We start from the raw sequence: 23572 nt of genomic DNA on the forward strand, positions 1-23572 counted from the left end.
TCAGGTCGTCCTCAGTCTCGTCACGGCTCCAGTCTGCCGAATTTCGGCGGCGGGTGCGCCCCTCGTCCGAACGGCCGATGCCCCCGGTGTCGAACCGGCCGTTCGGCGCGCGGGCGTGGCCGTGAGGAGGAGTCCGCAGTGGACCCGCGTTCCTAGGTTGGCGGCATGACCATCTTGTTGGCCGATCCGGTCGTGCGCGCCGTTCGCGTGCTCGACAACGGAGATCCTTTGGTGCCGCTGGACTTCGCACCTGGTGTGTGGGTGCGGGAAGGGCTCGCACGGCGGCTCGACGTGGCACGGGCGCTGCTCCCGTCCGGTGTGGACCTGCGGGTGGTCGAGGGGCACCGCAGCGCCTCGGACCAGAACGCGATCATCGAGCGGTACACGGCCGAACTGCGCGAGCTGCACCCGTCCGCGGACGCCGTCGAGCTCGCCCGGCTGTCCAGCCGGTTCGTGGCGCCGCTGGCCGTCGCGCCGCACGTCGCGGGCGCCGCTGTCGACCTGACGCTGGTCACGGCGTCGGGGGTCGAGGTGTGGATGGGGACGGAGGTCGACGCGACCCCGGAGGAGAGCGGCGGTGCCTGCTTCTTCGGCGCTCCGGTCGACGAGGAGGCCCGCCGCAACCGGACGGTGCTGGCCGACGCGCTGGGGGCGGCGGGCCTGGTCAACTACCCGACCGAGTGGTGGCACTGGTCCTACGGCGACCGCTACTGGGCGTTGCTGACCGGTGCCGGCCACGCCGTCTACGGACCTGTGGAGGTGCCTGCGTGGGCGCGCTCGTGACGAGCGTCCGCCAGGTCTCGGCGGCGCCCGAGCTGTCGGTCGACCTCGCCGCGGTGGCGGACAACACGAGGAGGTTCGTCTCCTGGGCCCGCGGCGCGGTGATGGCGGTGGTGAAGGCCGACGGGTTCGGGCACGGGATCGGCGCCGTCGCGCGCACCGCCGTCGCGAACGGCGCGACGTGGATCGGGGTCACGTCGCTGGCCGAGGCCGTCGCGGTGCGGGAGTCCGGTGTGGACGTTCCGGTGCTCAGCTGGCTCAACCCCGTCGACGTGGACGTGCGCACGGCCGTCCGGTACGGGATCGACCTGAGCGTGCCGGGCCTGGAGCACCTCGCCGCGCTGCACGGGCGGGTGCGCGTGCACCTGCAGCTGGACACGGGGATGGCGCGCGACGGGGCCGCGCCGGAGACGTGGCTGTCGCTGATGTCGGCTGCACGGCGTGCGGAACTGGCGGGCAGGATCTCGGTCGTCGGGGTGATGGGGCATCTGCCGTGTGCGGACGTGCCCGGAGCCAACGAGCCGGGCAAGCGGGCGCTGCGGCGAGGGGTCGAGATGGCGCGCCAGGCCGGACTGCGGCCCTCGGTGCGGCACCTCGCGGCCACGAGCGCCGCGCTGACGGATCCCGGCACCCACCTGGACGTCGTCCGGATCGGGGCCGGGCTGGTGGGGATCGACCCGTCGGGGACGACCCGGCTGCGTCCCGCGTTGCGGTTCACGGCGCCGGTGGTGCAGGTGCGCAGGGTGGCCGCGGGGACGGGGATCGGGTACGGGCACGCCTACGTGACGGACCGGGCGACGACGTTGGCGTTGCTGCCGGTGGGGTATGCGGACGGCCTGCCGCGCAACGCTTCCGGCCGCGCCGAGGTGTGGCTGGCGGGACGTCGCCGGCCGGTCGCCGGGGTGATCTCGATGGACCAGGTCGTGGTCGACGTCGGTGAGGACGTCGTGGCGCCGGGGGACGAGGCGGTGGTGTTCGGGCCGGGGGACGACGGCGAACCGGCGGTGCGGGACTGGGCCCGGTGGGCGGGAACGATCCCGCACGAGATCGTGACGGGCATCGGGGCGAGGGTGCGGAGGAGCGTTCGATGAGGGGGATCCGCGTCGCCGTGATCGGCGGCGGGCAGAACTGCGAGCACGACGTCTCCGTGGCGTCGGCGGCGGCGGTGCGCCAGGCGCTCGACCCGGTGAGGTACCAGGCTGTGGCGCTCACGATCGGCCGCGACGGGCGGTGGCACGGACCGGACGGGCAGGTGCTCGACACGCTGGCGTCCGGCAGCCTCGCCGCCGCGCTCGACGTGCTCGCGACCTGCGACGTGGTGTTGCCGCTGGTCCACGGGCCGTTGGGGGAGGACGGCACGCTGGCGGGCCTGTGCGAACTGGCGGGTGTGCCGTACGCGGGCTCGCCGCCCCGGGCAGGGGCGCTCGCCATGGACAAGTGGGCCACCAAGCTCGTCGCCGAGGCGGTCGGGGTCCGCACGGCCGCGGGCGCACTGGTCACCGAAGCGTCCACTGTGGACTTCACGGGACCCGTCGTGGTGAAGCCGGTGGCGGCCGGGTCGAGCTTCGGGGTGGCGCTCGTCGAACGCGAGGAGGACCTCGGACCCGCTGTGCGCCGGGCGTTGGAGCTGGACGACCGGGTGCTGGTCGAGGAGGTCCTGGTGGGCCGCGAGATCGACGTCGCCGTCCTGGACGACCCGGACGAGGGGCGCCGGACCGGGCCACCGCTGGAGATCCAGGTACCGGGGTTCTTCGACACGACCGTCAAGTACGACGGCAGCGCGCGGTTCGTGATCCCGGCGCCGCTGGCGGACACCGAGCTGAAGGCGCTGGAGGACTCGGCGTCGCGCGTCTACGAGGCGCTCGGGTGCCGTGGTCTCGCGCGGGTCGACTTCTTCCTCACGCGTGACGGGTTCGTGCTCAACGAGGTCAACACGATGCCGGGCATGACGGCGGAGTCGCAGGTGCCCAAGATGTTCGCGGCCGCCGGACTGTCCTATCCGGACCTGCTGGACAAGCTGGTGCGGGGAGCGATGCGGTGAAGCGGATCGCCGGGCTGGACGTGCTGCGCGGCATCGCGATCCTCCTCGTGATGCTGCGCCACGCGTTCCCGGACGTGTTCCCCGGTGCGGGCGTGGTCGGCGTGGTCGTGTTCTTCACGCTCAGCGGGTACCTGATCACCGGTGTCCTGCAGAGGGAGCTCGCGAACACCGGACGTGTCGACTTCAGGCGGTTCTACCTGCGCCGGGCGCGCAGACTGCTGCCGGCGTTGCTGGCACTGGTCGCGGTGTTCGCCGTGGTCACGCTCGTGTTCGACCCGTTGGGCGAGCGGGACGAGCTGCTCAGGACCGTGGTCGTCCTGGTGACGTTCACCGGCAACCTGCCGATCGGCGGCGTGAGCCCGGCGGCGTTCCACGGCTGGACGCTCGCCACCGAGGAGCAGTTCTACCTGCTGTGGCCCGCGCTGCTCGCGTTCGCGTGGGTGCGCGACCGGACCGGCGCGGTTCTGGCCGTCACGGCCCTGGGTGCGCTCGCGGCCTGCACGGCGACGCTGGTCTGGCTGTGGCCGCACGCCGACAACGCCTACGCGCTGCCGACGTCGTGGTTCGTGTGCTTCGTGATCGGCGCCGCGACCAGGCTGAAGCTGACGACCGCCCCGCGCTGGGCCGTGCCGGTCGCCCTGACCGGGCTCGCGGTGCTGTCGGTGATCCCGTTGCGGGGGCACGCGCTGACCTACCTCGTCGCCGGTCCGGCGATCGCGGCCTGCACGTCCGTGCTGCTGCTGATCTGGTCGAGGTGGGAGGAGGTCGCGACGCCGATCCGGCCGTTGGTGGCCCTCGGCACCCTGTCCTACGGCGCCTACCTGTGGAACTACCCGCTGACGCTGTGGCTGCGGCCGGAGCTGGGCGCCGCCGCCGGGCCGGTCGCGGCGGTGCTCACGATCGCGGTGGCGGCGCTGAGCTGGCGCTGCGTCGAGGAACCCGTGATGCGGTCCCGCGCGCTCAGCCGCAGAACTGCGTGATCGTGCCGGTCAAGACGTCCGTGAGGCGGTCCAGCGACGCCAGGTCGACGTACTCGGTGGCCGCGTGGGCGCCTGCGCCGTCGACGCCGAACAGCAGGCACGGGATGCCGGCGCGGTCCAGCAGGGCGCAGTCGGTCCAGAACGGCTCGGCGCGCAGGACCGGCGGTTCTCCCAGGTTCGAGATGAGCGTGCGGACGATCTCCGCGTCCGGGTCGGCCTCGAACGGGTCCCTCGCCAGGCCGCGGGTGAGCGTGGCGCGGAAGTCCGGGACCGCGGCGGTGAGGTGGTCGAGGATCGTCCGCAGCTCGTCCTCGGCCTGCTGCGGGGACTCTCCGGGAACCGTGCGGCGTTCCAGGGTGATCCTGCACGCCGACGGGTAGGTGGAGGCCTCCTCGCCGCCGCTGATCAGGGACGCGTGGACCGTTCCGGTGCCGAGCAGGGGGTGCTTCGGGCCGTCCGCGAGGTCGGCTCCGAGCTGCTCCAGCGCGACGAGGAAGTGGCCCGCCTTGGCGATGGCGTCGACGCCCAGCTCCGGTCGTGAGCCGTGGGCCGCCCTGCCTCCGACCTCGACCTCGAACCAGACGAAACCCTTGTGCGCCAGCGTGACCTCGAGGTGGCTGGGTTCGGTGACGATGGCGGCGTCAGCGGTGAAGTGGCGGAGCACTTCTTCCGTGCCGAAGCTGCCGTGCTCCTCGTCGGCGACGCACGCGACGATGACATCGCCTCGCAGCGGGCGTTCGGTGGCTCGGGCGGCGGCGACCATCATGGCCGCGATCCCGCCCTTCATGTCGAACGTGCCGCGGCCGTACATCCTGCCGTCCTCGACGGTCGGCTCGAGCGGGTCGCCGGCGTAGCCCGCCAGGCCCACCGTGTCGACGTGACCGTTGAGCATCAACGACTTCCCGCCGCCGGTGCCCCTCCTGACGGCGACGAGCGACGGTCTGCCGGGGCGTTCCTCCAGGCGGTGGACCTCGAAGCCGCGGGTCTGGAACCAGCCGGCGCAGAAGTCGGCGATCCGGCGTTCGCCGTGGCCGCCGGGAACGAGGTCGGGGTTGACGGAGTCGATGGAGATCAGGTCGGCCAGCAGGTCACGGGGGTTCACGGGCGTCCTTCGGTGCTGATGAGAACGGCGGTGCCGATGTCGCCGAGGTCGCCGCGGAGCGCGCGCACACCCGCGAGAGGTGCGGCGCCGCACGGTCCGGAGTGGACGTTCAGCGCGTGGAGGTCGTTCATGGCGTTGGTGCATTCGTCATCGGAGATCGCCACGGCGGCGTCCAGGCCGTGGAGCAGGAACGGCCAGGAGGTGGCGGACGGAGTGCCGCAGTTCAGTCCGGCCATGATCGTGTCGCCCGTCGGGACGGTGGTGAGCTCGCCCGCTTCCAGGCTGGCGAGGACGCAGGCGGCGCTCTCGGGTTCGACGGAGAGAAGGCGCGTGCGGGACTCACGGCTGCGATAGTGGGTGATCACGGCCTGGGCGAACGAGCCGACGCCGACCGGGACGACGACCAGGTCGGGTTCCTCGTCGAGCTGCTCGTCGATCTCGTGGCACAGCGTGCTGTACCCCTCGACTATCCAGGCCGGTACCTCCTCGTAACCGGGCCACCCCATGTCCTGCACCAGCACGCCGTCGGCGTTCGCGGCTTCGGCGACCGCGTCGTCGTACGTGCCGTCGACCACCGTGACCTGGGCGTTCTCGGCGCGGATGGCCTCGATCGCGTGCTCGGGGACCGTGTTCGGCACGAAGACGTGAGCGCACCGGCCGTGCAGGCGGGCCATGCGCGCGACCGCGCGGCCGTGGTTGCCGTCGGTCGCGGTGGTGAGCGTGACCGGGCCCGTTCGCTGCTGGAGGACGCGGTGGACGGCCCAGGACGCGCCGAGAGCCTTGAAAGCGGGCAGTCCGAGCCGGGAGGATTCATCCTTGACGAACAAGCGGCCGATCCCGAGCTCCGCGGCGAGCGCCGGCAGCTCGGTCAGCGGAGTCGGTGCGTAGCCGGGCAGTCCGGAGTGGAACTCCCGCACCTCGGTGGGCGCGGGCGGGTACCGCCGGCTGCGAGCTCCTGGCCGCGAGAGCGTCATGGGTCCCAGCGTGCGGTGGCGCGGATCATCGGTCCAGCGCATGTTTCCGACGTTTGTCGGTGGGAGAATCCGATGAGTCGGGGAGGAGGTCGCCGGATGAGCGACGAGGAGCTGATCGTCGAGTTCGCGCTGGCCCGCCTCGACAACCCCGCCCTCGACCTGGAGGAGGTCGCCGCGCTGGTCGTGCGACGGGTCGGGCCCGAGCGCATGGTCGAGTTCGCCGGGCAGACGCTGGTGCACCGCGACGAGTTGCGGGGAGCTGTGTTCCCCGCGGCGGTCGAGCACGTGCTGCGGGTGGTGCTGACGCTGCGCGGGCCGCGCGACTAGAGCTGCTCGGCGGCTCGCCTCGTCAGTTCGATCACGCGTCCGGCCAGCGGTGACAGCGTGCGGTTCGCCTGCCAGGCGAGGTGGATCTCGCGCGGGGAGAGGCCCGGTTCTTCGAGCTCGTGCGTGTCCAGGTCCGTGGGCAGGTCCAGCGCGAGTCGCGGCACGACGGCGAGACCCATGCCGGCGCGGACCATCGAGAGGACGCCGCGGTTGTCGGCCGTGCGGAAGACGATCAGCGGTTCCACGCCGGCGTCGGCGTAGACGCGTTCGACCCTGGCCTGGTCGCAGATCGGCGGCTGGGCGACCATGGCGGCGCCGTGCAGGGCGCGCAGCGGGACCGGGCCCGCCGGGAACTGGCCGGGGCGGGTGACCAGCACGTACGGGTCGTCGAGGATCTTGACCTGCTCGACGTCGCCGTGCAGCCGGCCGTCGAAGAAGACCAGGTCCAGGCCGTCGGCGCCGGGCTGGTCGGTCTCCTCCTCGAACAGCCTGATGTCGGCCTTGGGGTGTTCGGTGAGGAGCTGGCGCACCACGGTGGGGAGGATGACGTTGGTGACGCTCTGGAACGTGCCGATGTCGACGCGTCCTTCGCCTGCTTTGAAGCGTTCCACGGCGTCTTCGGTGGCTTGGGCGCGTGCGAGGACCTCACGTCCGTGCGCCAGCACGACTTCACCCAGGGGCGTGAGCCGGACGGGTTTCGGGCCTCCCGGGCGGTCGAAGACAGCGCCGCCGACGGCCTTCTCCAGTGCGGCGACCTGCTGGCTCACGGCCGACTGGGTGTAGCCGAGGCGGTCGGCCGCTCTGCCGAAGGTGCCTTCGGTGGCCACGGCGTCGAGGGTGGCCAGGTGCCGCAGGTCCATCACGGCTGGGATGATAAGCGCTGCTTCTTGTTATGAGCAGATTCTATCGCTTTTGTTAATGCCTGTTCGTTTCTAGCGTTGCTGCATGGACCCACGATGTGCGCTGTGGTTGCCGCTGTTCGACGCGCTCGCCGATCCGTTGCTCGTCGCTCGTCTCGCCGCCGAGGCGGAGGAGGCGGGCTGGCACGGGCTGTTCGTCTGGGACCACGTGCGGTGGCGTGAGCCGGTCACGCACGTGGCCGACCCGTGGATCACGCTGGCCGCCATCGCGTCCACCACCTCGGCGCTGCGGTTCGGGCCGATGGTCTCGGCGATCACCCGTCGCCGGCCCGTGAAGCTGGCGCGCGAGACCGCGTCGCTGGACCTGCTCGGAGGCGGGCGGCTCGTGCTCGGCGTGGGGCTGGGGAGCGACCGGTTCGCCGGTGAGTTCTCGCGGACCGGCGAGGAGTGCGACGACCGGGTGCGCGGGCGGATGCTGGACGAGTCGCTGGAGGTCCTGCGGGCGGCGTGGTCGGGGGAGGTCGTGCACCACCGCGGCGAGCACTACGCGGTGGACGGTGTGAGGTTCCTGCCCCGGCCCGTGCAGCGGCCCGGCGTGCCCGTGTGGGCGGCCGGGTTCCCGGGGAACTCGCGGCCGATGCGCCGGGCGGCCCGGCTGGACGGGTTCTTCCCGGTGAACCTGACGTCCGCCGGCGAGTTCGCTGATGCGGTGGGGAAGGTGGAGGCGTTGCGGTCCGGTGGACCGTTCGACTACGTGTGCGAGGTCGAGCCCGGTGCGGACGTCACGCCGTTCGTGGATGCCGGGGCCACGTGGTGCCTGACGGCGTTCGACCCTGCTTCTCTGTCCGTGGATCACGTGCGTGGCGTGCTCCGTGATGGACCGGCGGTGCGGTGATGCTCGTCAACGGCGTGGAGTTGTGTGTTGAGACCTTTGGGGACTCGTCGGATCCCGCGGTGTTGTTGATTCACGGCGCGTGCGCGTCCATGTTGTGGTGGGAGACGGAGTTGTGCGCCTCTCTCGCGGCGCGGGGGCGGTTCGTGATCCGTTATGACAACCGGGACACCGGGTTGTCGGTGAGCTATCCGCCGGGGCAGCCGGGGTATGCGTTGTCGGACATGGTGCTGGACGCGGTGGGGATCCTCGACGCGTTGGGTGTCGCACGGGCCCATGTGGTCGGACGGTCGATGAGCGGTGCCATCGCTCTGGCGCTGGGAGTGGAGCACGCGGATCGGGTGGCGTCGCTGACGTTCGTCGCGACCACCACCGGTGACCCGGACCTGCCGCCGATGACCGAGGCGTTCCTGGAGGCCTCGTCCGAGGAGGCTCCGTCCGATGTGGAGAAGATCGTGTCGGTGCTACGGGCCTATGCGGGTCCATCGCCGTACTTCGACGAGGAGCACGTACGGCGACTGGCAGTGCAGGACGTCGCACGGACGGTGAACGTGGATTCGGCTATGACCAACCACTTCTGCATCTCGTTCGACGCTCCGCGTGCGGGCGGGTTCGGTGACGTCGTCGCGCCCACTTTGGTGGTACACGGTTCGCTCGATCCGGTCTTTCCCCTGGAGCACGGGGAAGCTCTGCGTGACGCCGTGCCCGGTGCTTCCCTGCTCGTGCTGGACTCGGTCGGGCACGACCTCCCCCGTCCGGTGTGGCCGCGGTTCGTCGACGCTCTGGTGGAGCACTCGGCTTGAGCGGTGCTCGATCGCGGCTGCACGGAATTGTCAGGGGTGCCGGGTAACGTCCCGTCCATGAGTGCAGCTGGGGATCGGATTCAGGAGCTCGCCGCGCGGATCGTCGAACTGCGTGACGCGTACTACCAGGGCGAGCCGCTGGTGGCGGACGCCGAGTACGACGCGATCGAGGACGAGTTCCGCGCGCTGGTGGCCGAGCACCCGGAGCTGGCGCCGCAGGACAACCCGCTGGACCACGTGGGCGCGCCTTCGGTGCTGCACGCGCCGGTGCGGCACTCGCGGCCGATGCTGTCGCTCGAGAAGGCGAACAAGCCCGAGCAGGTCGAGTCGTTCTTCTCGCGGTTCCCCGGCCAGCCCGTGGTCGTCATGCCGAAGCTCGACGGGCTGTCGCTCGCGCTCGTGTACGAGAACGGCCGCCTGGCGCGCGCTGTGACCCGTGGCGACGGCACGACGGGTGACGACGTCACGTTCCTCACGCGCGCGCTGTGCGACGGCGTGCCGGACAAGGTCGATGCCCCGGGCCGGGTCGAGGTGCGCGGCGAGTGCGTGATGCTGCGCTCGACGTTCGACAAGTACAACGCGGCGCACCCGGACAAGCCGTTGATCAACCCGCGCAACGCGGCCGCGGGCACGTTGCGCGCCAAGGACCCGAAGGCCGTCGAGGGCCGGCGCATGCAGTTCTTCGCGTTCGACCTGACGACCGAGCCGGAGAGCGCCGACTCCGACCTCGACGCGGGTCTGCGCAAGCTGGGCTTCAGCGTCGCCGAGATGAAGCACTGCACGACCGCCGCCGAGGCCCAGGAGCTGATCGGCGGCATCGAGCAGGCGCGCAACACGCTCGACTACGACCTCGACGGCGCCGTGCTGCGCCTGGCGAACCGCGACGCGTTCGCCGCCGCGGGCACCCGCTCGTCGTCCCCGCGCGGCGCGATCGCGTACAAGTTCGCCGCCGAGGAGAAGACGACGGTCCTGAAGGACGTCGTCTGGGACGTGGGCAAGACGGGCAAGATCGCCCCGGTGGCGTGGCTCGAGCCCGTGTTCGTGGGCGGCACCACGGTGACGCGCGCGACGCTCGCGAACCAGGAGGTCATCCGCTCGAAGAACATCAAGATCGGCGACACGGTCCTCGTCCGCCGCGCGGGCGACGTGATCCCGTTCGTCGCGGGCGTCCTCGACGAGTCGAAGCGCACCGGCAGCGAGCAGGAGATCGTCCCGCCCTCGGAGTGCCCGTCCTGCGCCCAACCGCTGACCGAGCAGGGCAACAGCCGCGAACTGTTCTGCACCAACGCGGCCTGCCCGGCCCAGACCGTCCGCCGCCTCATCCACTGGTCCTCCCGCGCCGCCGCCGACATCGACGCCATCGGCCAGGTGTGGATCGAACGCCTCGCCGAGACGGGCGACCTGGTGAACCCGTCCGACTTCTACACCCTCACCAAGGAACGCCTGCTGGAGTTCGACCGCGTCGGCGAGGTCTCCGCGACCCGCATGATCGAGTCCATCGACCGCAGCCGCTCGGTAGGCCTGCGCCGAGCCCTGATCGGCCTCTCGATCCCCATGGCCTCCGAAGGCACGGCCGCACGCCTGTGCAGAGCGGGCTTCGGCTCCCTGGAGGAAGTGGCCGACGCGGGCGTCGAGAAGCTGGTGGCCGTGGAGGACATCGGTCAGAAGGTGGCCGAGTCCCTGACCCAGCACCTGGCCCGCCTCCGCCCGGAGATCGAACGCCTCCGCGACCGAGGCGTCTCCCTGGAGGTCCGCGAAGAGGACCTCCCCCCGGTCGTGGTGGCGGGCGCACCCCTGGAAGGCAAGTCGGTCGTGATCACGGGCTCCATCAGCGACCCGCGCTCAGGCGAGAAGGTCACCCGCCCGACGTTCCAGAAGATGTGCGAACGAGCGGGCGCCACCGCCGCCTCCTCCGTCTCGGCCACCACCGACCTGCTCATCACGGGCGAGGGCGTGGGCGCCAACAAGCTGACGAAGGCGGAGAAGCTCGGCGTCGAGGTGGTGGACCAGGGCGAGATCTGGACCAAGCTGATCGCCGCGGGCATCGCCTGACAGGCGGTGCGGGGCGGCCGCGGGAAGCCGCCGTTCTGGGGCTGGCGACAGATGGCTGCCCAGTTCTGCGGTGAAGGCAGGCGCGGCGAAGCCGCATGGGCAGGCGAGCTCTTCGTCCAGTGCTGGGAAAGTCGGCCGGATGTGCCGCGTGTGGTGGCCGCATTCTGCCGAGTCCGGCGTCGGGCGACCCGGCGCCGGAATGTGCAGGACCAATCCCTGCTTGGGAAAGCGCTGTCGGCGCGACTCCGATGGCCGCCGCCCGGATGCGGAGGGCTTCCACGTTGCCGGGGTAAGCGCCTGCCACCGGATGCGGGCAAAGCCCCGCCTCGCCAGAACAAGGCGCCGCCACCAATAACAAAAAGCCCCCACGCTGCCTGGGGGAGGACGGCAGCGTGGGGGCCGAGTCCCTCAGTCCGCCGAGGGGGCAGCGGCCTGAGGGGTGGTGCCGGCGCAACCGTGCACCCCTCAAAAAAAAGGGGGCACGTCCACCGGCGGAAACCCTTGAGCCGTCTGGGGGTCACGGCTCGCGGGCGGGGCTTGGTCGGTCGGTACGGCGGTCGCCTCTCGGCGGTGGGCACGACGCGGTTCCTGCCGAACGGTATTCCGCGAAGGCGATTGTGTTGGGGCCCGGGGACTCGTTCCGCACCGACCACCCTGTACAACGGCGCGGGGCTCCGTTGTGTTTCCGGGACGATCTGTGTGCTCGCTCACCGGAGTCGTTGTCCCGCAAGTTGAAGACCCTCAAGCCGCCGGGGGGTGACGACTTGAGGGCGGTGCCGGCAGAACGTTCCCCTATGGGGGTGAGGGCACGTTCCGGCCGGCGGGAGGCCTCAAGTCGTTTGGGGGAAACAACCTGAGGCGAAGTTCGTGGTCGGTGCGGCGGTCGCCTCTCGGCGGTGGGCACGACGCGGCTCCAGCTGAACGGTATTCCGCGAAGGCGATTGTGTTGGGGCCCGGGGACTCGTTCCGCACCGACCAACCTGTACAACGGCGCGCACTTCTGTTGTGTTCCAGGGGGATCTGTGTGGCGGGTCACCATCCGGAACGTCGAACACCCTCGTGTGCAAGGAGGAACCGTGTGCGAGGAGAAACGGGTGGTCGGCGCGGCAGGAGAGGCCCGCGCCGACCGGACGCCCTCAAGCCGCCTGTCGGGGAGGCTGACGGCTTGAGGGCGAGCTGGTGGGCCGGTGCGATCGGTCGCCTCTCGGCGAGTGGCTCTGCGCGGTACCAGCCGAACGGTCTTCCGCGGAGGCGTTGAGGTGAGGCCCGGGGGACACGGATCGCACCGACCAACCTGTACAACGGGCGCGGTGCCCGTTGTGTTTCCGGAACGATCTGTGTGGTCGCTCACCGCGAGCCGGCCCGTCCGCTCCGACGGCACGTCACCGGGAAATCGGCTCGGACGAGCGGTGAGACGGGCAGGACGAGCGCTCCGCCCGGATGGTGTGGGCCGGCATTGGACGGCCACGGCGCGGTGGGCGCCGACCATAGGGCGTGTGTCGAGGTCCGGTCCGCGACAGCCGGGCCCGAGGCGGCCCCTGGCGGCATGGCCGGAACGCCCACGTACAACACCGGTACGCGGCCGCTCCGGCCGGACCACCAGGAACCACCTCAAGCGCGACTCTCATCGAATCCGTCCGATGTGGACTCGCTGGCGTCGCTGTGGCTGTCGTTGCGCCGCCGCGACGTGTTCCCGGTGCGACCGCTGCGCGGGTTCCTCGGCCTGCTGGGGCTGCGCGACCACCTGGTGCCGCCGTCCGGTCTGCGCCGCCTGCTGGAGCGGTCGCTGGGCCCGGTGGACCTGACGGGCACCGAGGTGCCCGTGCACGTGGGCTCGACGGACGTGCTGTCCGGTGAGGAGGTCCTGCTGTCGTCGGGGAACGCGGTGGACGCCGTGCTGGCCTCGACCGCGATCCCGGGGGTGTTCCCGCCGGTGCGGCTCGACGGCCGCTACCTGGTGGACGGGGGTGCGGTGAACAACGCGCCCGTGTCGCACGCGGTCGCGCTCGGCGCCGACCAGGTGTGGGTGCTGCCGACGGGGTACGCCTGCGCGCTGACCTCACCGCCGCGCAGCGCGCTCGGCATCGCGTTGCAGGCGCTCACCCTGCTGGTCAACCACCGGCTGGAGGTGGACGTCGAGCGCTACCGGGACGTCGTCGGCCTGCGGGTGGTGCCCTCGCTCTGCCCGTTGTGGGTGTCGCCGGCCGACTTCAGCCGTGCGCGCGAGCTCATCGACGCCGCGTACGCGAGCACCCGCGACTGGCTGGTCGCGGGCTGCCCGGCCGGCGGAGCGCACGCCTGCGGACCGCCCGAAGGCCTCCGGCCGGACGAGCCGGCCGGAGGCCCTGCGGCTCAGTAGAAGCAGCCCGTGCGGGGCAGCGAGGACGGAGCCGGCGGCGTGCGCCCGTCGTAGATGGCGAGCAGGAAGTTCTGCGGGCAGTAGGACGTTCCGCTGATCTTGATCGCGATGTGCAGGTGCGGGCCCGTCGAGTTGCCGGTGTTGCCGGTCGTGCCGACGCGGTCGCCCGCCTGGACGGAGGCGCCGTTGGAGACCGACCACGACGAGAAGTGGCAGTAGATGTAGTCGACGCCGCCCTTGACGATCCGCAGGCCGTTGCCACAGCCGCTGGGCTCGTTGATGCGGTACGCGGTGCCCGTGACCATCGCGTAAGCCGGCTTGCTGTTCACCGGCAGGTCGATGGCGGGGTAGTCGTGGTGCGGGTCGTCGTACTCGCTGCGCGGCAGGGCGCTCTTCGCGAGCGGCAGGCTGTAGGTGCCACCGCCACCGCCACCGGAACCCGAGCCGCCGACGAGGGTCTGCCACGTGTTGGGGCCGACGATGCCGTCCTGGGTCAGGCCCTTCGACTTCTGGAACGCCACGGCCGCGCTGTGCGTGCCGCCGCCGAAGTCGCCGTCCTCGTCCAGGCCGTAGCCGTAGCGGTTGAGCTGGACCTGGGCGGCGCGCACCGCGTTGCTGTTGTTGCCCTGCTTGACGCTGACGACGAGCTTCGGCCAGGTGTTCGGGCCGATCTGGCCGTCGGCGGACAGGCCGTTGGCGCTCTGGAACTGCTTCACCGCCGCCTCGGTGGCCGGGCCGAAGTCTCCGTCGGCGGCGATGCTGTAGCCGCGGTGGCGCAGCAGGTGCTGTGCGGTCAGCACGTTCGCGCCGTTCTGGCCCTCCTTGACGTTCGGCCACGACGGCAGCGCCGCCTGGGCGGGGCTGACGACACCTGTCAGAACCCCGAACGAGATCAGGGCGGCAACGAGGATTCTCATGCGCAGCACGCTAGGAACGCACCGCCGACGGGCGCCCTAGTCGCGAGACCAGTTGTGTGCGGTCGCGGCAGCCGAACTTCCGCAGCAGGTTCGACACGTGGTACTTCACCGCGCTCACGGTGATGAACATGGCGGCGGCGATCTCCGCGTTCTCCCACCCCTCGGCGAGAAGGCGCAGCGCCTCCCGCTCCCGGACGGTCAGCGACGCGGGCGGCGGACCGGGCAGCACCGACGGCACCAGCCGCGGCGAGACCCAGCCGCCGTGCCGGTGCACGTCGTGGACCGCCCGCACGACGTCCTCCGGAGGGTCGTCCGCGAGCACCAGCCCGGTCACGCCCAGCCGCACCAGCCCCGGCACGGCGTCGGCGGACGACAGCACGGCGACGGTCCCCGGCCCGGCGGCGTCGGCGGCGTCGACGACGACCACGTCGGCGGGCCGGCGGACGACGGCCCAGGGCACGGCGGCGAGGCGGGACGAGATCTTGTCCGTCAGCAGCGCACTGCGCAGGGACAACGAGACGTGGATGGTTCGCACGTCCCGGAACAGTGGGGAAAGGACCGTATTTCCGCGTATCGGCTGCGTACAACGCCAGGTCGTGGTTACCTTTCCGCCGATCATCGGGGGAGGGCGCGTGCGGTTCCGGGTACTCGGTCCGGTCGTCGTCACGGCGGACGGGAACGAGGTCCCGCCGCGGTCGGCGAAGCAGCGCACCCTGCTCTCGATGCTGCTCCGGCACGCCGGCCGGCCCGTCTCGCCGCAGCGGTTGATCGAGGTGCTCTGGGAACGGCCGCCGGCCTCCGCGCAGGAGAACGTCCGGCTGTACGTCCACCAGCTCAGGCGGTCACTCGGCCTCGGCGACCGGATCACCCGCGAACCGGCCGGCTACGCGCTGGCCGTCGACCCCGGCGAGCTCGACGCGGACCTGTTCGACCAGCTGGCCGCCGACGGTGAACGCGCCTTCGCGGCCGGGGAGGCCGGGAAGGCGGTCGAGTTGCTCGCCGAGGCCCTCGGCCTGTGGCGCGGCCCGGCCTACCCGGACCTGCCCGACCGGTTCGCCGCGAGGCTCGACGAGGCCCGGCTGCGCGCCTGCGAGGTGAGGGCCTCCGCCGGACTGGCGCTGGGGCGGCACGCCGAGGTGGTCGGGGGGCTCGCCGAACTGGCCGAGGCGAATCCTTACCGGGAGAGCTTGCAGGTCCTGCTGATGACCGCCCTCTACGGCGCTGCTCGGCAGGCTGAGGCGTTGGAGGTGTTCCGGAGGGCACGTGCACGGCTCGTCGGGGACCTGGGGGTGGAGCCCGGGCCGGAGTTGCGTGGGCTGCACGAGATGGTGTTGCGGGGCATGCCGGTGCAGGGGGTTGCGCCGCTGCACGGGTCTGGGTCGCTGCACGGCTCTGGGGCGCTGCACGCCTCCACGCCGCCACACGACGCCGTACCGCCACACGACGCCGTACCGCCACACGACCCCACCCCACCGCACGACCCCGCGCCGCCGAACCCCACCCGCGCGGCCTGCCCCTACCGCGGCCTCATGGCCTACCAACCGGAGCACCACCCGTGGTTCTTCGGCCGCGACCACCTCGTCGACCTGATCACCCGCCGCATCGACCGGCACCCGGTCGTCGGCGTCTTCGGCGCCTCCGGCAGCGGCAAGTCCTCGCTCCTGCGCGCGGGCGTGGTGGGCCGGCTCGACGAGACCTGGCGCCCCGTCGTCATCACACCGACCGCACACCCGGTGGACGCCCTGGCGAACGCGCTCGCGCACCTCACCGGCAAGCGGCCGGACCTGCGCGAGGACCCGTCGGCGTTCGACGTCGAGGTGCGCAACGCGCTCGCGACCGGACCGGACGACGTGCGCGTGCTGCTCGTCGTGGACCAGGTGGAAGAGCTGTTCACGCTGTGCGACGACGAGAGCGAACGCTTGCGGTTCATCGCGGTGCTGCTCGACGCCGTACAGGGGCCGCATCGCCGCACACGGGTCGTGCTCGGTGTCCGGGCCGACTTCCTCGCCCACGTCACCCAGCACCCCGGCCTGCTCCAAGCCTTGGCGGACGAGGCGACGGTGCTGGTCGGGCCGCCTTCCGCCGCCGACCTGCGCGACATCGTGCTGCGCCCGGCGGCGTTGAGCGGGCTGTCCGTCGCCGCCGACCTGCTCGCGACCGTTCTGGCCGACGTGCAGAGCGAACCCGGCGCGCTTCCCCTCCTGTCCCACGCGCTCGTCGAGACGTGGCAACGGTCCGGCGCTGAGCTGTCCCTGGCCGCGTACCGGGCCGGCGGCGGGGTGCGCGGTGCGATCGCGCAGACCGCCGAACGCGCCTACGACGAGCTGGGAGACGCGGAGAAGCTCGCCATGCGCCGGATTCTCGTGCGGCTCACGGCGTTCGGGGAAGGCACCGAGGACACCCGCAGGCCAATCCGCCGCGGCGAGCTCGACGGGATCGCCGAGCCCGAGGTGGTCGACGGCGTGCTCGGGCGTCTGGTCGCCGAACGGCTGGTCGTCCTGGACGAGGACACCGCGGAGATCGCCCACGAGGCGCTGATCCGGGCGTGGCCCCGGTTGCAGCGCTGGCTGTCCGACGACCGCTCGACGTTGCTCGTGCACCGCAGGCTGACCGCGGCCGCGCACACGTGGGCGGAGCTCGACCGGGACGAGGGCGCGCTCTACCGGGGTGCGCAGCTCGTCAGCGCGTCGGCGTGGGCCCAGGACCACCCCGATGAGCTGAACGCGGTCGAGCAGGCGTTCGTCGACGCGAGCCGTCACCGGGAGGACGCCGAGCAGGTGACCGTGAAGCGCCGCAACCGGTTGCTCACGAAGCTCGTCGCGATCATGGCCGTGTTGCTGCTGGTGGCCGCCGGAACGGGTGGCGTCGCGTGGTGGCAGTCGCGGGAAGCCCGGTTGCAGCAACGGATCGAGCAGGCGCACCAGCTCGCGCTGTCCGCCCGCGGCCTCGTCGACACGGCCCCGGACCTCGCCGGGCAGCTCGCGGTCTCCGCCCACCGGCTGCACGCCGACGACGACACCCGAGGCGCGCTCCTGAGCACGGCCTCCGCACCGCGCCGCCGCATCGAGCTCAACGCGGACGGCCCGCCCGTGCTCGACGTGAGCGTGTCGCACGGGGGCGACGTGATCGCCACGGCCGACCGGGACGGCCACGTCACGTTGTGGGACCTGGGAACGCGCTCGCGCAAGCTCCTGCTCGCCGACCACACCGCGTTCACCGACGGCGGCTACGCGAGGCAGGCCGAGTTCAGCGCGGACGACCGGTTCCTCGCTTCGAACGCGTCCCTGCCGGCGCTGGCCGGGAGCCGCGGGGACGTCGTGGTGTGGGACCTCTCGACCGGCACCGCCGTGTTCTCGCGCCAGTTCGACGTGATCACCACCGGGCTCGCGTTCCACCCGTCCGGGACGTCGTTCGCGGTCGGTGTCGCCGGCGGCGCGGTCGAGGTGTGGGACGTCGGCACGAAGACCAGCCGGACGGTGCAGGGACACCGGGGCGAGGTCACCGCGCTGGCGTTCAGCCCGGACGGATCACGTCTGGTCACCGCGAACGGCCGGGAACACCCGCTGGTGTGGGACGTGGCGTCCGGCGCGCGGATCGGGGAGATCCCCGCCCTGGAGGTCGGCAGCGTCGCGTTCGACGGCCCGGCGGTCGTCACCGCGGGTCTGCGCGACGGCGTGAAGTTCTGGGACGCGGGCGGCAAGCTCTTGTCAGAGCTGCCAGAACAGGGCGCCTACGCGTGGGAGGCCTCCGCACCGGTCGGAGGCCGGATGGCCGTCGCGGACGAGGACGGGCTGATCACCATCTGGGACGTGCGCACGGGCCGTCCCGTCACGACCTACCGCGACCGCGGCCGCACCGAGTCGAGGGCGATCGCGCTGGGCCGCGACGGCACGCTGCTGGTCTCCGGCGGCTACGGCCGGATCGTGGCGGTGCGGGAGGAGGCGGTGCCGCCGTTCACCGGCCACGCCGACGGCATCAACGACATCGCCGTGCACGGCGGGCTGGTCGCGTCGGCCGGCGACGACAGGACCGTGCGGCTGTGGGACCTCGACGGCACGGAACTGGCCACTTTGGACGGTCACTCCGACCGGGTGGAGTCGGTGGCGTTCAGCCCGGACGGCTCCCGGCTGGCCGCGCTGACCCGCGACCACACCGCCACGATCTGGGACGTCGCCCGGCGCGAGCGCGTGTCGTCGTTGTCCTACAACGGTTTGGGCGCCTCGACCGACATCGCGTACCAGCCGGACGGGCGCGGGATCGTCGCGGCGTCACTCGGGCGGTTCCGCTGGACGGTGCCGCAGTTGCAGGAACGCGGGTTCTCCGGCGGCCCGCACATCGCGAGCGCCGTCGAGTTCACGCCGGACGGCCGCCTGCTGATCTCCACCGACCCGGCGGGCGGCGCGATGCTCTGGGACGTGGCCGCCGACCGGCTCGAACGCCGGGTCAGCACCGGCCAGGGCGACGTGCGGGACGTCGCCGTCAGCCCGGACGGCACGCGGTTCGCGACGGCGGGCGCCAACCGGACCGTGAAGGTGTGGGACGTGGCCACGGGGGCCGAGTTGATGACGCTGACCGGGCACTCGGCACCGGTGGTGGCGCTGGCGTTCAGCCCGTCCGGCACCGCGCTGGCGTCCGGGGGAGAGGACGACGCGGTCGTCGTGTGGGACCTGGGCACGCGCGCCGGCACGAAGCTCACCGGGCACACCGGTCCCGTCCAGGCGCTCGCGTTTCCGCGGGAGGACGAGCTGGTGTCGGGCTCGAACGACGCGCGGATCATCCGCTGGTCGCTGTCCACCGCCGACGCCGAGGCGCGGATCTGCGCCGAGGCCTACCCGCGTTCGGAGGTCTGCGGCACGACCAGGCCGGACTCGTAGGCGACCACGACGAGCTGCGCCCGGTCGCGGGCGTGCAGCTTCGCCATCGCGCGGTTGACGTGGGTCTTCGCCGTGAGCGGGCTGATCACCATGGCGGCGGCGATCTCGTCGTTCGACAGGCCGCGCGCGACGAGGACGACGGCCTCGCGCTCGCGGGTCGTCAGGTGGGAGAGGTCTCCGTGCCGCGTGGGAGGTTGCGTCACGAACCGGTCGATCAGCCGGCGGGTGATCGACGGGGCGAGCAGCGCGTCACCGCGGGCCGCGACCCGGACGGCGTGCAGGAAGTCCTCCGGCAGCACGTCCTTCACGAGGAACCCGGCCGCGCCCGCCTTGAGCGCGTGGAAGACGTGCTCGTCGAGGCCGTAGTTGGTGAGGATGACGACGTGCGTGCCGCTCAGCGCGGGATCCGCGGCGATCCGGCGGGTGGCCTCGATGCCGTCCATCTCGGGCATCTGGACGTCGACGAGGGCGATGTCCGGGAGGTGGCGGCGCGCGAGGGAGATGCCCTCGGTGCCGGTCGCGGCCTCGGCGACGACCTCGATGTCGTCCTCCGCGTCCAGGAGTGCGCGGAACCCGCTGCGGATCAACGGCTGGTCGTCCACCAGCAGGACGCGGATCACGGCTGTGCCACGGGGAGTTCGGCCTGCACGCGGAAACCGCCTTCGCTGCGGGGAGCCGCCTGGAGGTGGCCGCCGAGCGCCGTCACGCGTTCGCGCATGCCGAGCAGCCCGACGCCCGGCCGCGGGTTCGGCGGCACCGCACCGCCGTCGTCGTCCACGCGGATGACGAGCGCGTCCGGGCGGCAGTCGAGGTGAACGCGCGCGGATTCGGCCGCGGCGTGGCGGGCGATGTTCGTGAGCGACTCCTGCACGATCCGGTACGCCGTGCGCCCGACGGCGGCCGGGATGTCGTCGTGGCTGCCGTCGATCGTGAGCCGGGCGTCCAGGCCGGTCGACCGCGCGCGTTCGACGAGTTCTGGGACGTCGTCGATGCCGTGCGGCGGGTTCTTGTCGTCGTCCCGCAACGCTTCCAGGGTCGCGCGGAGCTCCCTGGAGGCCTCGCGCCCGGCGTCGCGGATCACCAGCAGCGGCTCGGGCACGTCCTCGCCGCGCTTGCGGGCGAGGTGGACGGCGACCTCGGCCTGCAGCTTGATCACCGAGATCTGGTGCGTGAGCGAGTCGTGCAGCTCGCGGGCGATGTGCAGGCGTTCCTCGCCGGCACGCACCCGCGCGGTCTCCTCGCGGGTGCGTTCGGCCTCGTCGGCCCGTCGTTCGGCCTGCCGGAGGGCCTCACCGGCGGCCGCGGCGGCGATCAGCCACGCTATCTGCAGGACGTCCCGGGTCTGCGCGAACGCCTCGTACGTCGTGAGGTCGCGCGGGGACAGCAGCGCCGCGAGGGGGAGCGTGGCGAGCATCAGCACGGAACCGGCGAGCGTGACGACGCGGTGGCCCGCCCGCATCGTCGAGTACACGGCGAACAGGAACGCGATCACCGGCACGTCCGCCCCGGTCGCCTGGTAGCCGAACGCGAGGAGCCCGGTCGCGGCGAGCACGGCGACGGGCGCCGTCCGGCGGGCCACGAGCGCCAGCCCGCTCAACGCCAGCAGCGCGTATCCCGGCGCGGTCGCCGGGTGCCCGGCCACGACGAGGCTCGCCGCCACGCCCGCGGCGATCGCCCAGTCCAGCCAGCGCTTGTCCACGCGTGCACTCTAAACCCCCGTTCGCGCTGGTAGATCGTGCGCGCGGAGGATGTTCCGACTACCGCGGGCGCAGTAGTCGGGAGTCTGCGGCCGCACGACGACCAGGCGCTTCGAGCGGGTCAGGCTGGTGCCCATGGTGCTTTCAGCTGCTTATGAGATGACGTCCGGCCGTCTGTGGTCGCTGGTGGGTGTTTTCGTCGGCGCGGTGGGGTTGTTGGCGCTCACACGGCGCCGGTGGAGCCTTTGGACCGTCGTGCTGGGCGCGGCCGGCGCGGTGATCGGGCTCGTGGTCGTGCTGATGGCGAAGGGCGGTCCCGGCACCGGCTACGGGATCGTCGGCGGCTACGTCTCGCTGGTGGTGGGTCTCGTCGCCGTGGTGCTCGGCGTGCTGGTCAGGCGAAGAGCCGCTCGGGCTGCTGCACCGCGCGCCTCGTGACCAGCCCCGCCGCTCCGCGTGCCACGGCGAACTCGCCGAGCGGTGAGGCGAGCAGGCGGGTGTGCCGTTCGCCGCCCGCGAGCACCCGGCCGTCCATTTCGGACTGGACGGCGGCGCTGAGATGGTCGTGCAGCAGGGCGTAGCTGCCGCCGAGCACGACCGTCGGCACGTCGAAGAGGTTCATGAGCGTCGCCAGGCCGACTCCCAGGGCCTCGCCCGCGTCGCGGACCGCCCGCCCCGCCTTGGGGTCGCCGGAGTCGAGGGCCTTGCGCAGCGAGTTCAGCGTGCGCCGCCCGGCCTCGCGCAGGATGACGTCGAGACCCGCGTACCGCTCCACACAACCGCGGCTGCCGCACGTGCAGGGGACGCCGTTGCGCTCGATGACGACGTGCCCGAGTTCGCCGGCGAACCCGCTGACCCCGCGGTACACCTCGCCGTTCAGCACGACGCCCGCACCGATGCCGACGTCCGCCGTGACGTGCACGAAGTCCTCGCCCGCGAGGTGGTGCGGCCACAGGTGGGCGAGCGCGGCCAGGTTCGCCTCGTTGTCCAGTTCGACGTCGAGGTCGAGGCGCCGGCCGAGGCCCTCCGCGAGCGGTGACCCGACGAGCCCCGGCAGGTTGGGCGTCCTGATGACGATGCCGTCGTGCACGACACCGGGGATCGCGAGGCCCGCGCCGAGCAGCTTGCGGGGTCCGGTGACCTCGCGGATCAGCTCGGCGACCCGGTCCAGCACCTCGCTCTCGGTCGCCCCGCGCATGTCGGCGGGCACGAGACGGCGTTCCAGCGTCTCGCCGTCGAGCCCGAGGGTCTCGACGGCGAGGTGACTGACGTTGATCTCCGCCCCGACCGCGACCGGGCCGTCCGGGTGGAACCGCAACGGCTTGGACGGCCTGCCCATGCCCGCGAGCGTGGCGGGTTCCTCGACGAGGATCCCGCTCGCGAGCAGCGGCTCGGTGAGGTTGCCGAGCGTGGCCTTGGTGAGGCCGGTGCGGGCCGCGAGGTCGGCCCGCGAACCGGGGCGGTCGACGAGGGCGAGCAGCACCGTCCGCAGGTTGCCGAGGCGGACCTGGCGGAGGTGGTCGACGGTGGTCATCGACTCAAGTATCGCTGCGCCGCGTCCCCGTACCGCGCCCGGACCTCCGGCACCGCGTCCGCCTCGAACCGCGTGCTCTCCGCCAGCGTCCACTCCGGGGGCGTCGCCGCACCCGTGAGCGTCCACGCCGCCTGCCGAGCCGCGCCGTCCGCCACGTACTCACCCGGCGCCGGCACCGTCACGGGCACGCCGAAGACGATCGGCGCGATCTCCCGCACGGCCCTGGACGCCGCCGCTCCACCCACGAGCCGCACACCGCTGACGTCCGCACCCTGCTCGGCCAACGCGTCGAGACCGACCGCGAGACCGCACAGCATTCCCTCCACCGCCGCACGCGCGATGTTCGCGGGCGTGGAGTTGGTGAGCGTCAGGCCGTGCAGTGCTCCCGTGGCGTCGGGCAGGTTCGGCGTCCGTTCGCCTTCGAGGTACGGCACCATCACGACGCCCTCGGCACCCGGCTTGGCGGACAGGGCGAGGTCGCTGAGCGTCGCGAGGTCCACACCCAGCATCCGGGCGGTCGCGTCCAGCACGCGGGCGGCGTTGAGCGTGCACGCCAGCGGCAGGTAGCGGCCCGTGGCGTCGGCGAACCCCGCCACGATGCCGGAGGCGTCCGCCGCCCTGACCTCGGCGGTCGCGGTGACGACGCCGGAGGTGCCGAGCGACACCACGACGTCCTTGCCGCCGCCCACGCCGAGCATGGCGCCGGCGTTGTCACCGGCACCCGCGCCGAGCCGGACCGGTCCGTCGACGAACTCGGACGGACCCAGCACCCGCGGCAGCGCCACGTCGGAGCGGCCGAGACCGAGCGACAGCAGGTCCGGGACGTAGGCGTTCGCCACCGAGTCGAAGTACCCGGTGCCGGACGCGTCCGACCGGTCGGTGACCAGGTCCTCGAGCGCACCCGTGCCGCGCAGCTTCCACGTCAGCCAGTCGTGCGGCAGGCAGACGGCGGCGGTGCGCTTGGCGTTGTCCGGCTCGTGCTGGGCGAGCCAGCGCAGTTTGGTGATCGTGAACGACGCGACCGGGACCAGCCCGATCCGCGTCGCCCACTCCTGCGCGCCCAGTTCGGCCGTGAGGTCGGCGGCCGCCGCCGCGGAACGGGTGTCGTTCCACAGCAGCGCCTCCCGCACGACCTCGCCGCCGTCGTCGAGGCAGACCATCCCGTGCTGCTGACCCGCGACGCTGAGCGCCGCGACGTCGTCGAGCCCGCCCGCGTCGGACAACGCCGACTGCAGCGCGCTCCACCAGTGCGACGGGTGCACCTCGGTGCCGTCCGGGTGGGACGCGCGCCCCTCCCGGACGAGCCGGCCCGTCTCGGCGTCGCGGACCACGACCTTGCACGACTGCGTCGAGGAGTCGACGCCGGCGACGAGCGTCATG

The 23572-nt window shown here is 72.3% G+C and carries 20 protein-coding genes; 11 read left to right on the top strand and 9 right to left on the bottom strand.

Going from position 1 to position 23572, the window contains the following annotated elements; genetic code table 11:
* Positions 1–165 precede the first annotated feature (165 nt).
* Genes ND450_RS03865 through ND450_RS03880 form a run of 4 tightly spaced genes read left to right on the top strand, consistent with a single transcriptional unit; the run spans position 166 to position 3801 of the window.
* Positions 166–783: a M15 family metallopeptidase gene (locus ND450_RS03865; protein ID WP_253324768.1), complete on the top strand. Its 618-nt coding sequence runs from the start codon at positions 166–168 to the stop codon at positions 781–783.
* Complete coding sequence (alr, locus tag ND450_RS03870; RefSeq protein WP_253324769.1) at positions 768–1871, top strand: alanine racemase; 1104 nt, start codon at positions 768–770, stop codon at positions 1869–1871. Before ND450_RS03865 ends, alr begins: the two co-directional genes overlap by 16 nt.
* Positions 1868–2821: a D-alanine--D-alanine ligase family protein gene (locus ND450_RS03875; protein WP_253324770.1), complete on the top strand. Its 954-nt coding sequence runs from the start codon at positions 1868–1870 to the stop codon at positions 2819–2821. The genes alr and ND450_RS03875 overlap by 4 nt, the downstream gene beginning before the upstream one ends.
* Positions 2818–3801 (top strand): acyltransferase, encoded by a 984-nt coding sequence (locus tag ND450_RS03880; protein WP_253324771.1) that lies wholly within the window; start codon positions 2818–2820, stop codon positions 3799–3801. Before ND450_RS03875 ends, ND450_RS03880 begins: the two co-directional genes overlap by 4 nt.
* Here the strand turns inward: ND450_RS03880 and ND450_RS03885 are convergent.
* The gene (locus ND450_RS03885; protein WP_253324772.1) at positions 3782–4903 is read right to left on the bottom strand and encodes an ArgE/DapE family deacylase; all 1122 of its coding nucleotides are present in this window, start codon (positions 4901–4903) and stop codon (positions 3782–3784) included. The two genes, ND450_RS03880 and ND450_RS03885, sit on opposite strands and share 20 nt — an antisense overlap.
* Positions 4900–5877, bottom strand: a complete 978-nt coding sequence (locus ND450_RS03890; protein WP_253324773.1) for a pyridoxal-phosphate dependent enzyme — start codon at positions 5875–5877, stop codon at positions 4900–4902. The genes ND450_RS03885 and ND450_RS03890 overlap by 4 nt, the downstream gene beginning before the upstream one ends.
* 96 nt (positions 5878–5973) lie before the next feature.
* Between ND450_RS03890 and ND450_RS03895 the strand changes: the two genes are divergently transcribed.
* Positions 5974–6204, top strand: coding sequence for a hypothetical protein (locus ND450_RS03895; RefSeq protein ID WP_089920220.1), 231 nt, complete (start codon positions 5974–5976; stop codon positions 6202–6204).
* On the opposite strand, the gene ND450_RS03900 is transcribed toward ND450_RS03895, so the two are convergent.
* Positions 6201–7064, bottom strand: coding sequence for a LysR family transcriptional regulator (locus ND450_RS03900; RefSeq protein ID WP_253327853.1), 864 nt, complete (start codon positions 7062–7064; stop codon positions 6201–6203). The two genes, ND450_RS03895 and ND450_RS03900, sit on opposite strands and share 4 nt — an antisense overlap.
* An 85-nt stretch (positions 7065–7149) precedes the next feature.
* On the opposite strand from ND450_RS03900, the gene ND450_RS03905 reads away from it, so the two are divergent.
* The 4 genes from ND450_RS03905 to ND450_RS03920 all read left to right on the top strand — a co-directional run bounded on the left by ND450_RS03905 (position 7150) and on the right by ND450_RS03920 (position 13170).
* Positions 7150–7959: an LLM class flavin-dependent oxidoreductase gene (locus tag ND450_RS03905; protein WP_253324774.1), complete on the top strand. Its 810-nt coding sequence runs from the start codon at positions 7150–7152 to the stop codon at positions 7957–7959.
* Between the two features lie 59 nt (positions 7960–8018).
* Positions 8019–8759, top strand: coding sequence for an alpha/beta fold hydrolase (locus tag ND450_RS03910; RefSeq protein ID WP_253324775.1), 741 nt, complete (start codon positions 8019–8021; stop codon positions 8757–8759).
* Positions 8760–8816: 57 nt separating this feature from the next.
* Positions 8817–10811, top strand: a complete 1995-nt coding sequence (ligA, locus tag ND450_RS03915) for an NAD-dependent DNA ligase LigA (RefSeq protein WP_253324776.1) — start codon at positions 8817–8819, stop codon at positions 10809–10811.
* A 1642-nt stretch (positions 10812–12453) separates the two neighbouring features.
* On the top strand, positions 12454–13170 hold the full coding sequence (locus ND450_RS03920; protein ID WP_253324777.1) for a patatin-like phospholipase family protein: 717 nt from the start codon (positions 12454–12456) through the stop codon (positions 13168–13170).
* On the opposite strand, the gene ND450_RS03925 is transcribed toward ND450_RS03920, so the two are convergent.
* Entirely contained in the window at positions 13164–14087 is a 924-nt protein-coding gene (locus ND450_RS03925) for a peptidoglycan-binding protein (protein WP_253324778.1), read from the bottom strand. The two genes, ND450_RS03920 and ND450_RS03925, sit on opposite strands and share 7 nt — an antisense overlap.
* 10 nt (positions 14088–14097) lie before the next feature.
* Positions 14098–14622 (bottom strand): response regulator transcription factor, encoded by a 525-nt coding sequence (locus ND450_RS03930; RefSeq protein ID WP_253324779.1) that lies wholly within the window; start codon positions 14620–14622, stop codon positions 14098–14100.
* 97 nt (positions 14623–14719) lie between these two features.
* Between ND450_RS03930 and ND450_RS03935 the strand changes: the two genes are divergently transcribed.
* Positions 14720–18961: a BTAD domain-containing putative transcriptional regulator gene (locus ND450_RS03935; RefSeq protein ID WP_253324780.1), complete on the top strand. Its 4242-nt coding sequence runs from the start codon at positions 14720–14722 to the stop codon at positions 18959–18961.
* Here ND450_RS03935 and ND450_RS03940 read toward each other — a convergent pair.
* Together ND450_RS03940 and ND450_RS03945 are read right to left on the bottom strand one after the other, a co-directional pair.
* Positions 18916–19581, bottom strand: coding sequence for a response regulator transcription factor (locus ND450_RS03940; RefSeq protein WP_253324781.1), 666 nt, complete (start codon positions 19579–19581; stop codon positions 18916–18918). The two genes, ND450_RS03935 and ND450_RS03940, sit on opposite strands and share 46 nt — an antisense overlap.
* Positions 19578–20660: a sensor histidine kinase gene (locus ND450_RS03945; protein ID WP_253324782.1), complete on the bottom strand. Its 1083-nt coding sequence runs from the start codon at positions 20658–20660 to the stop codon at positions 19578–19580. Before ND450_RS03945 ends, ND450_RS03940 begins: the two co-directional genes overlap by 4 nt.
* Positions 20661–20793: 133 nt before the next feature.
* Here ND450_RS03945 and ND450_RS03950 point away from each other — a divergent pair, with 133 nt between their 5' ends.
* Entirely contained in the window at positions 20794–21096 is a 303-nt protein-coding gene (locus ND450_RS03950; protein ID WP_253324783.1) for a DUF6223 family protein, read from the top strand.
* On the opposite strand, the gene ND450_RS03955 is transcribed toward ND450_RS03950, so the two are convergent.
* Positions 21053–22192, bottom strand: coding sequence for an ROK family protein (locus ND450_RS03955; RefSeq protein WP_253324784.1), 1140 nt, complete (start codon positions 22190–22192; stop codon positions 21053–21055). The two genes, ND450_RS03950 and ND450_RS03955, sit on opposite strands and share 44 nt — an antisense overlap.
* Positions 22189–23571, bottom strand: coding sequence for a xylulokinase (xylB, locus tag ND450_RS03960; RefSeq protein WP_253324785.1), 1383 nt, complete (start codon positions 23569–23571; stop codon positions 22189–22191). The genes ND450_RS03955 and xylB overlap by 4 nt, the downstream gene beginning before the upstream one ends.
* Position 23572: the final 1 nt, after the last annotated feature.

The organism is Lentzea sp. HUAS12, assembly GCF_024125735.1.
GTDB classification, from domain to species: domain Bacteria; phylum Actinomycetota; class Actinomycetes; order Mycobacteriales; family Pseudonocardiaceae; genus Lentzea; species Lentzea albida.

What these genes read in the sequence shown, in the direction of transcription:
- ND450_RS03905 (WP_253324774.1), top strand. Translation starts at nt 7,150, where the DNA reads ATGGACCCACGATGTGCGCTGTGGTTGCCGCTGTTCGACGCGCTCGCC.
- ND450_RS03865 (WP_253324768.1), top strand. Translation starts at nt 166, where the DNA reads ATGACCATCTTGTTGGCCGATCCGGTCGTGCGCGCCGTTCGCGTGCTC.
- ND450_RS03895 (WP_089920220.1), top strand. Translation starts at nt 5,974, where the DNA reads ATGAGCGACGAGGAGCTGATCGTCGAGTTCGCGCTGGCCCGCCTCGAC.
- ND450_RS03925 (WP_253324778.1), bottom strand. Translation starts at nt 14,087, where the DNA reads ATGAGAATCCTCGTTGCCGCCCTGATCTCGTTCGGGGTTCTGACAGGT.
- ND450_RS03955 (WP_253324784.1), bottom strand. Translation starts at nt 22,192, where the DNA reads ATGACCACCGTCGACCACCTCCGCCAGGTCCGCCTCGGCAACCTGCGG.
- ND450_RS03875 (WP_253324770.1), top strand. Translation starts at nt 1,868, where the DNA reads ATGAGGGGGATCCGCGTCGCCGTGATCGGCGGCGGGCAGAACTGCGAG.
- ligA (WP_253324776.1), top strand. Translation starts at nt 8,817, where the DNA reads ATGAGTGCAGCTGGGGATCGGATTCAGGAGCTCGCCGCGCGGATCGTC.
- ND450_RS03900 (WP_253327853.1), bottom strand. Translation starts at nt 7,064, where the DNA reads ATGGACCTGCGGCACCTGGCCACCCTCGACGCCGTGGCCACCGAAGGC.
- xylB (WP_253324785.1), bottom strand. Translation starts at nt 23,571, where the DNA reads ATGACGCTCGTCGCCGGCGTCGACTCCTCGACGCAGTCGTGCAAGGTC.
- ND450_RS03950 (WP_253324783.1), top strand. Translation starts at nt 20,794, where the DNA reads ATGGTGCTTTCAGCTGCTTATGAGATGACGTCCGGCCGTCTGTGGTCG.
- ND450_RS03890 (WP_253324773.1), bottom strand. Translation starts at nt 5,877, where the DNA reads ATGACGCTCTCGCGGCCAGGAGCTCGCAGCCGGCGGTACCCGCCCGCG.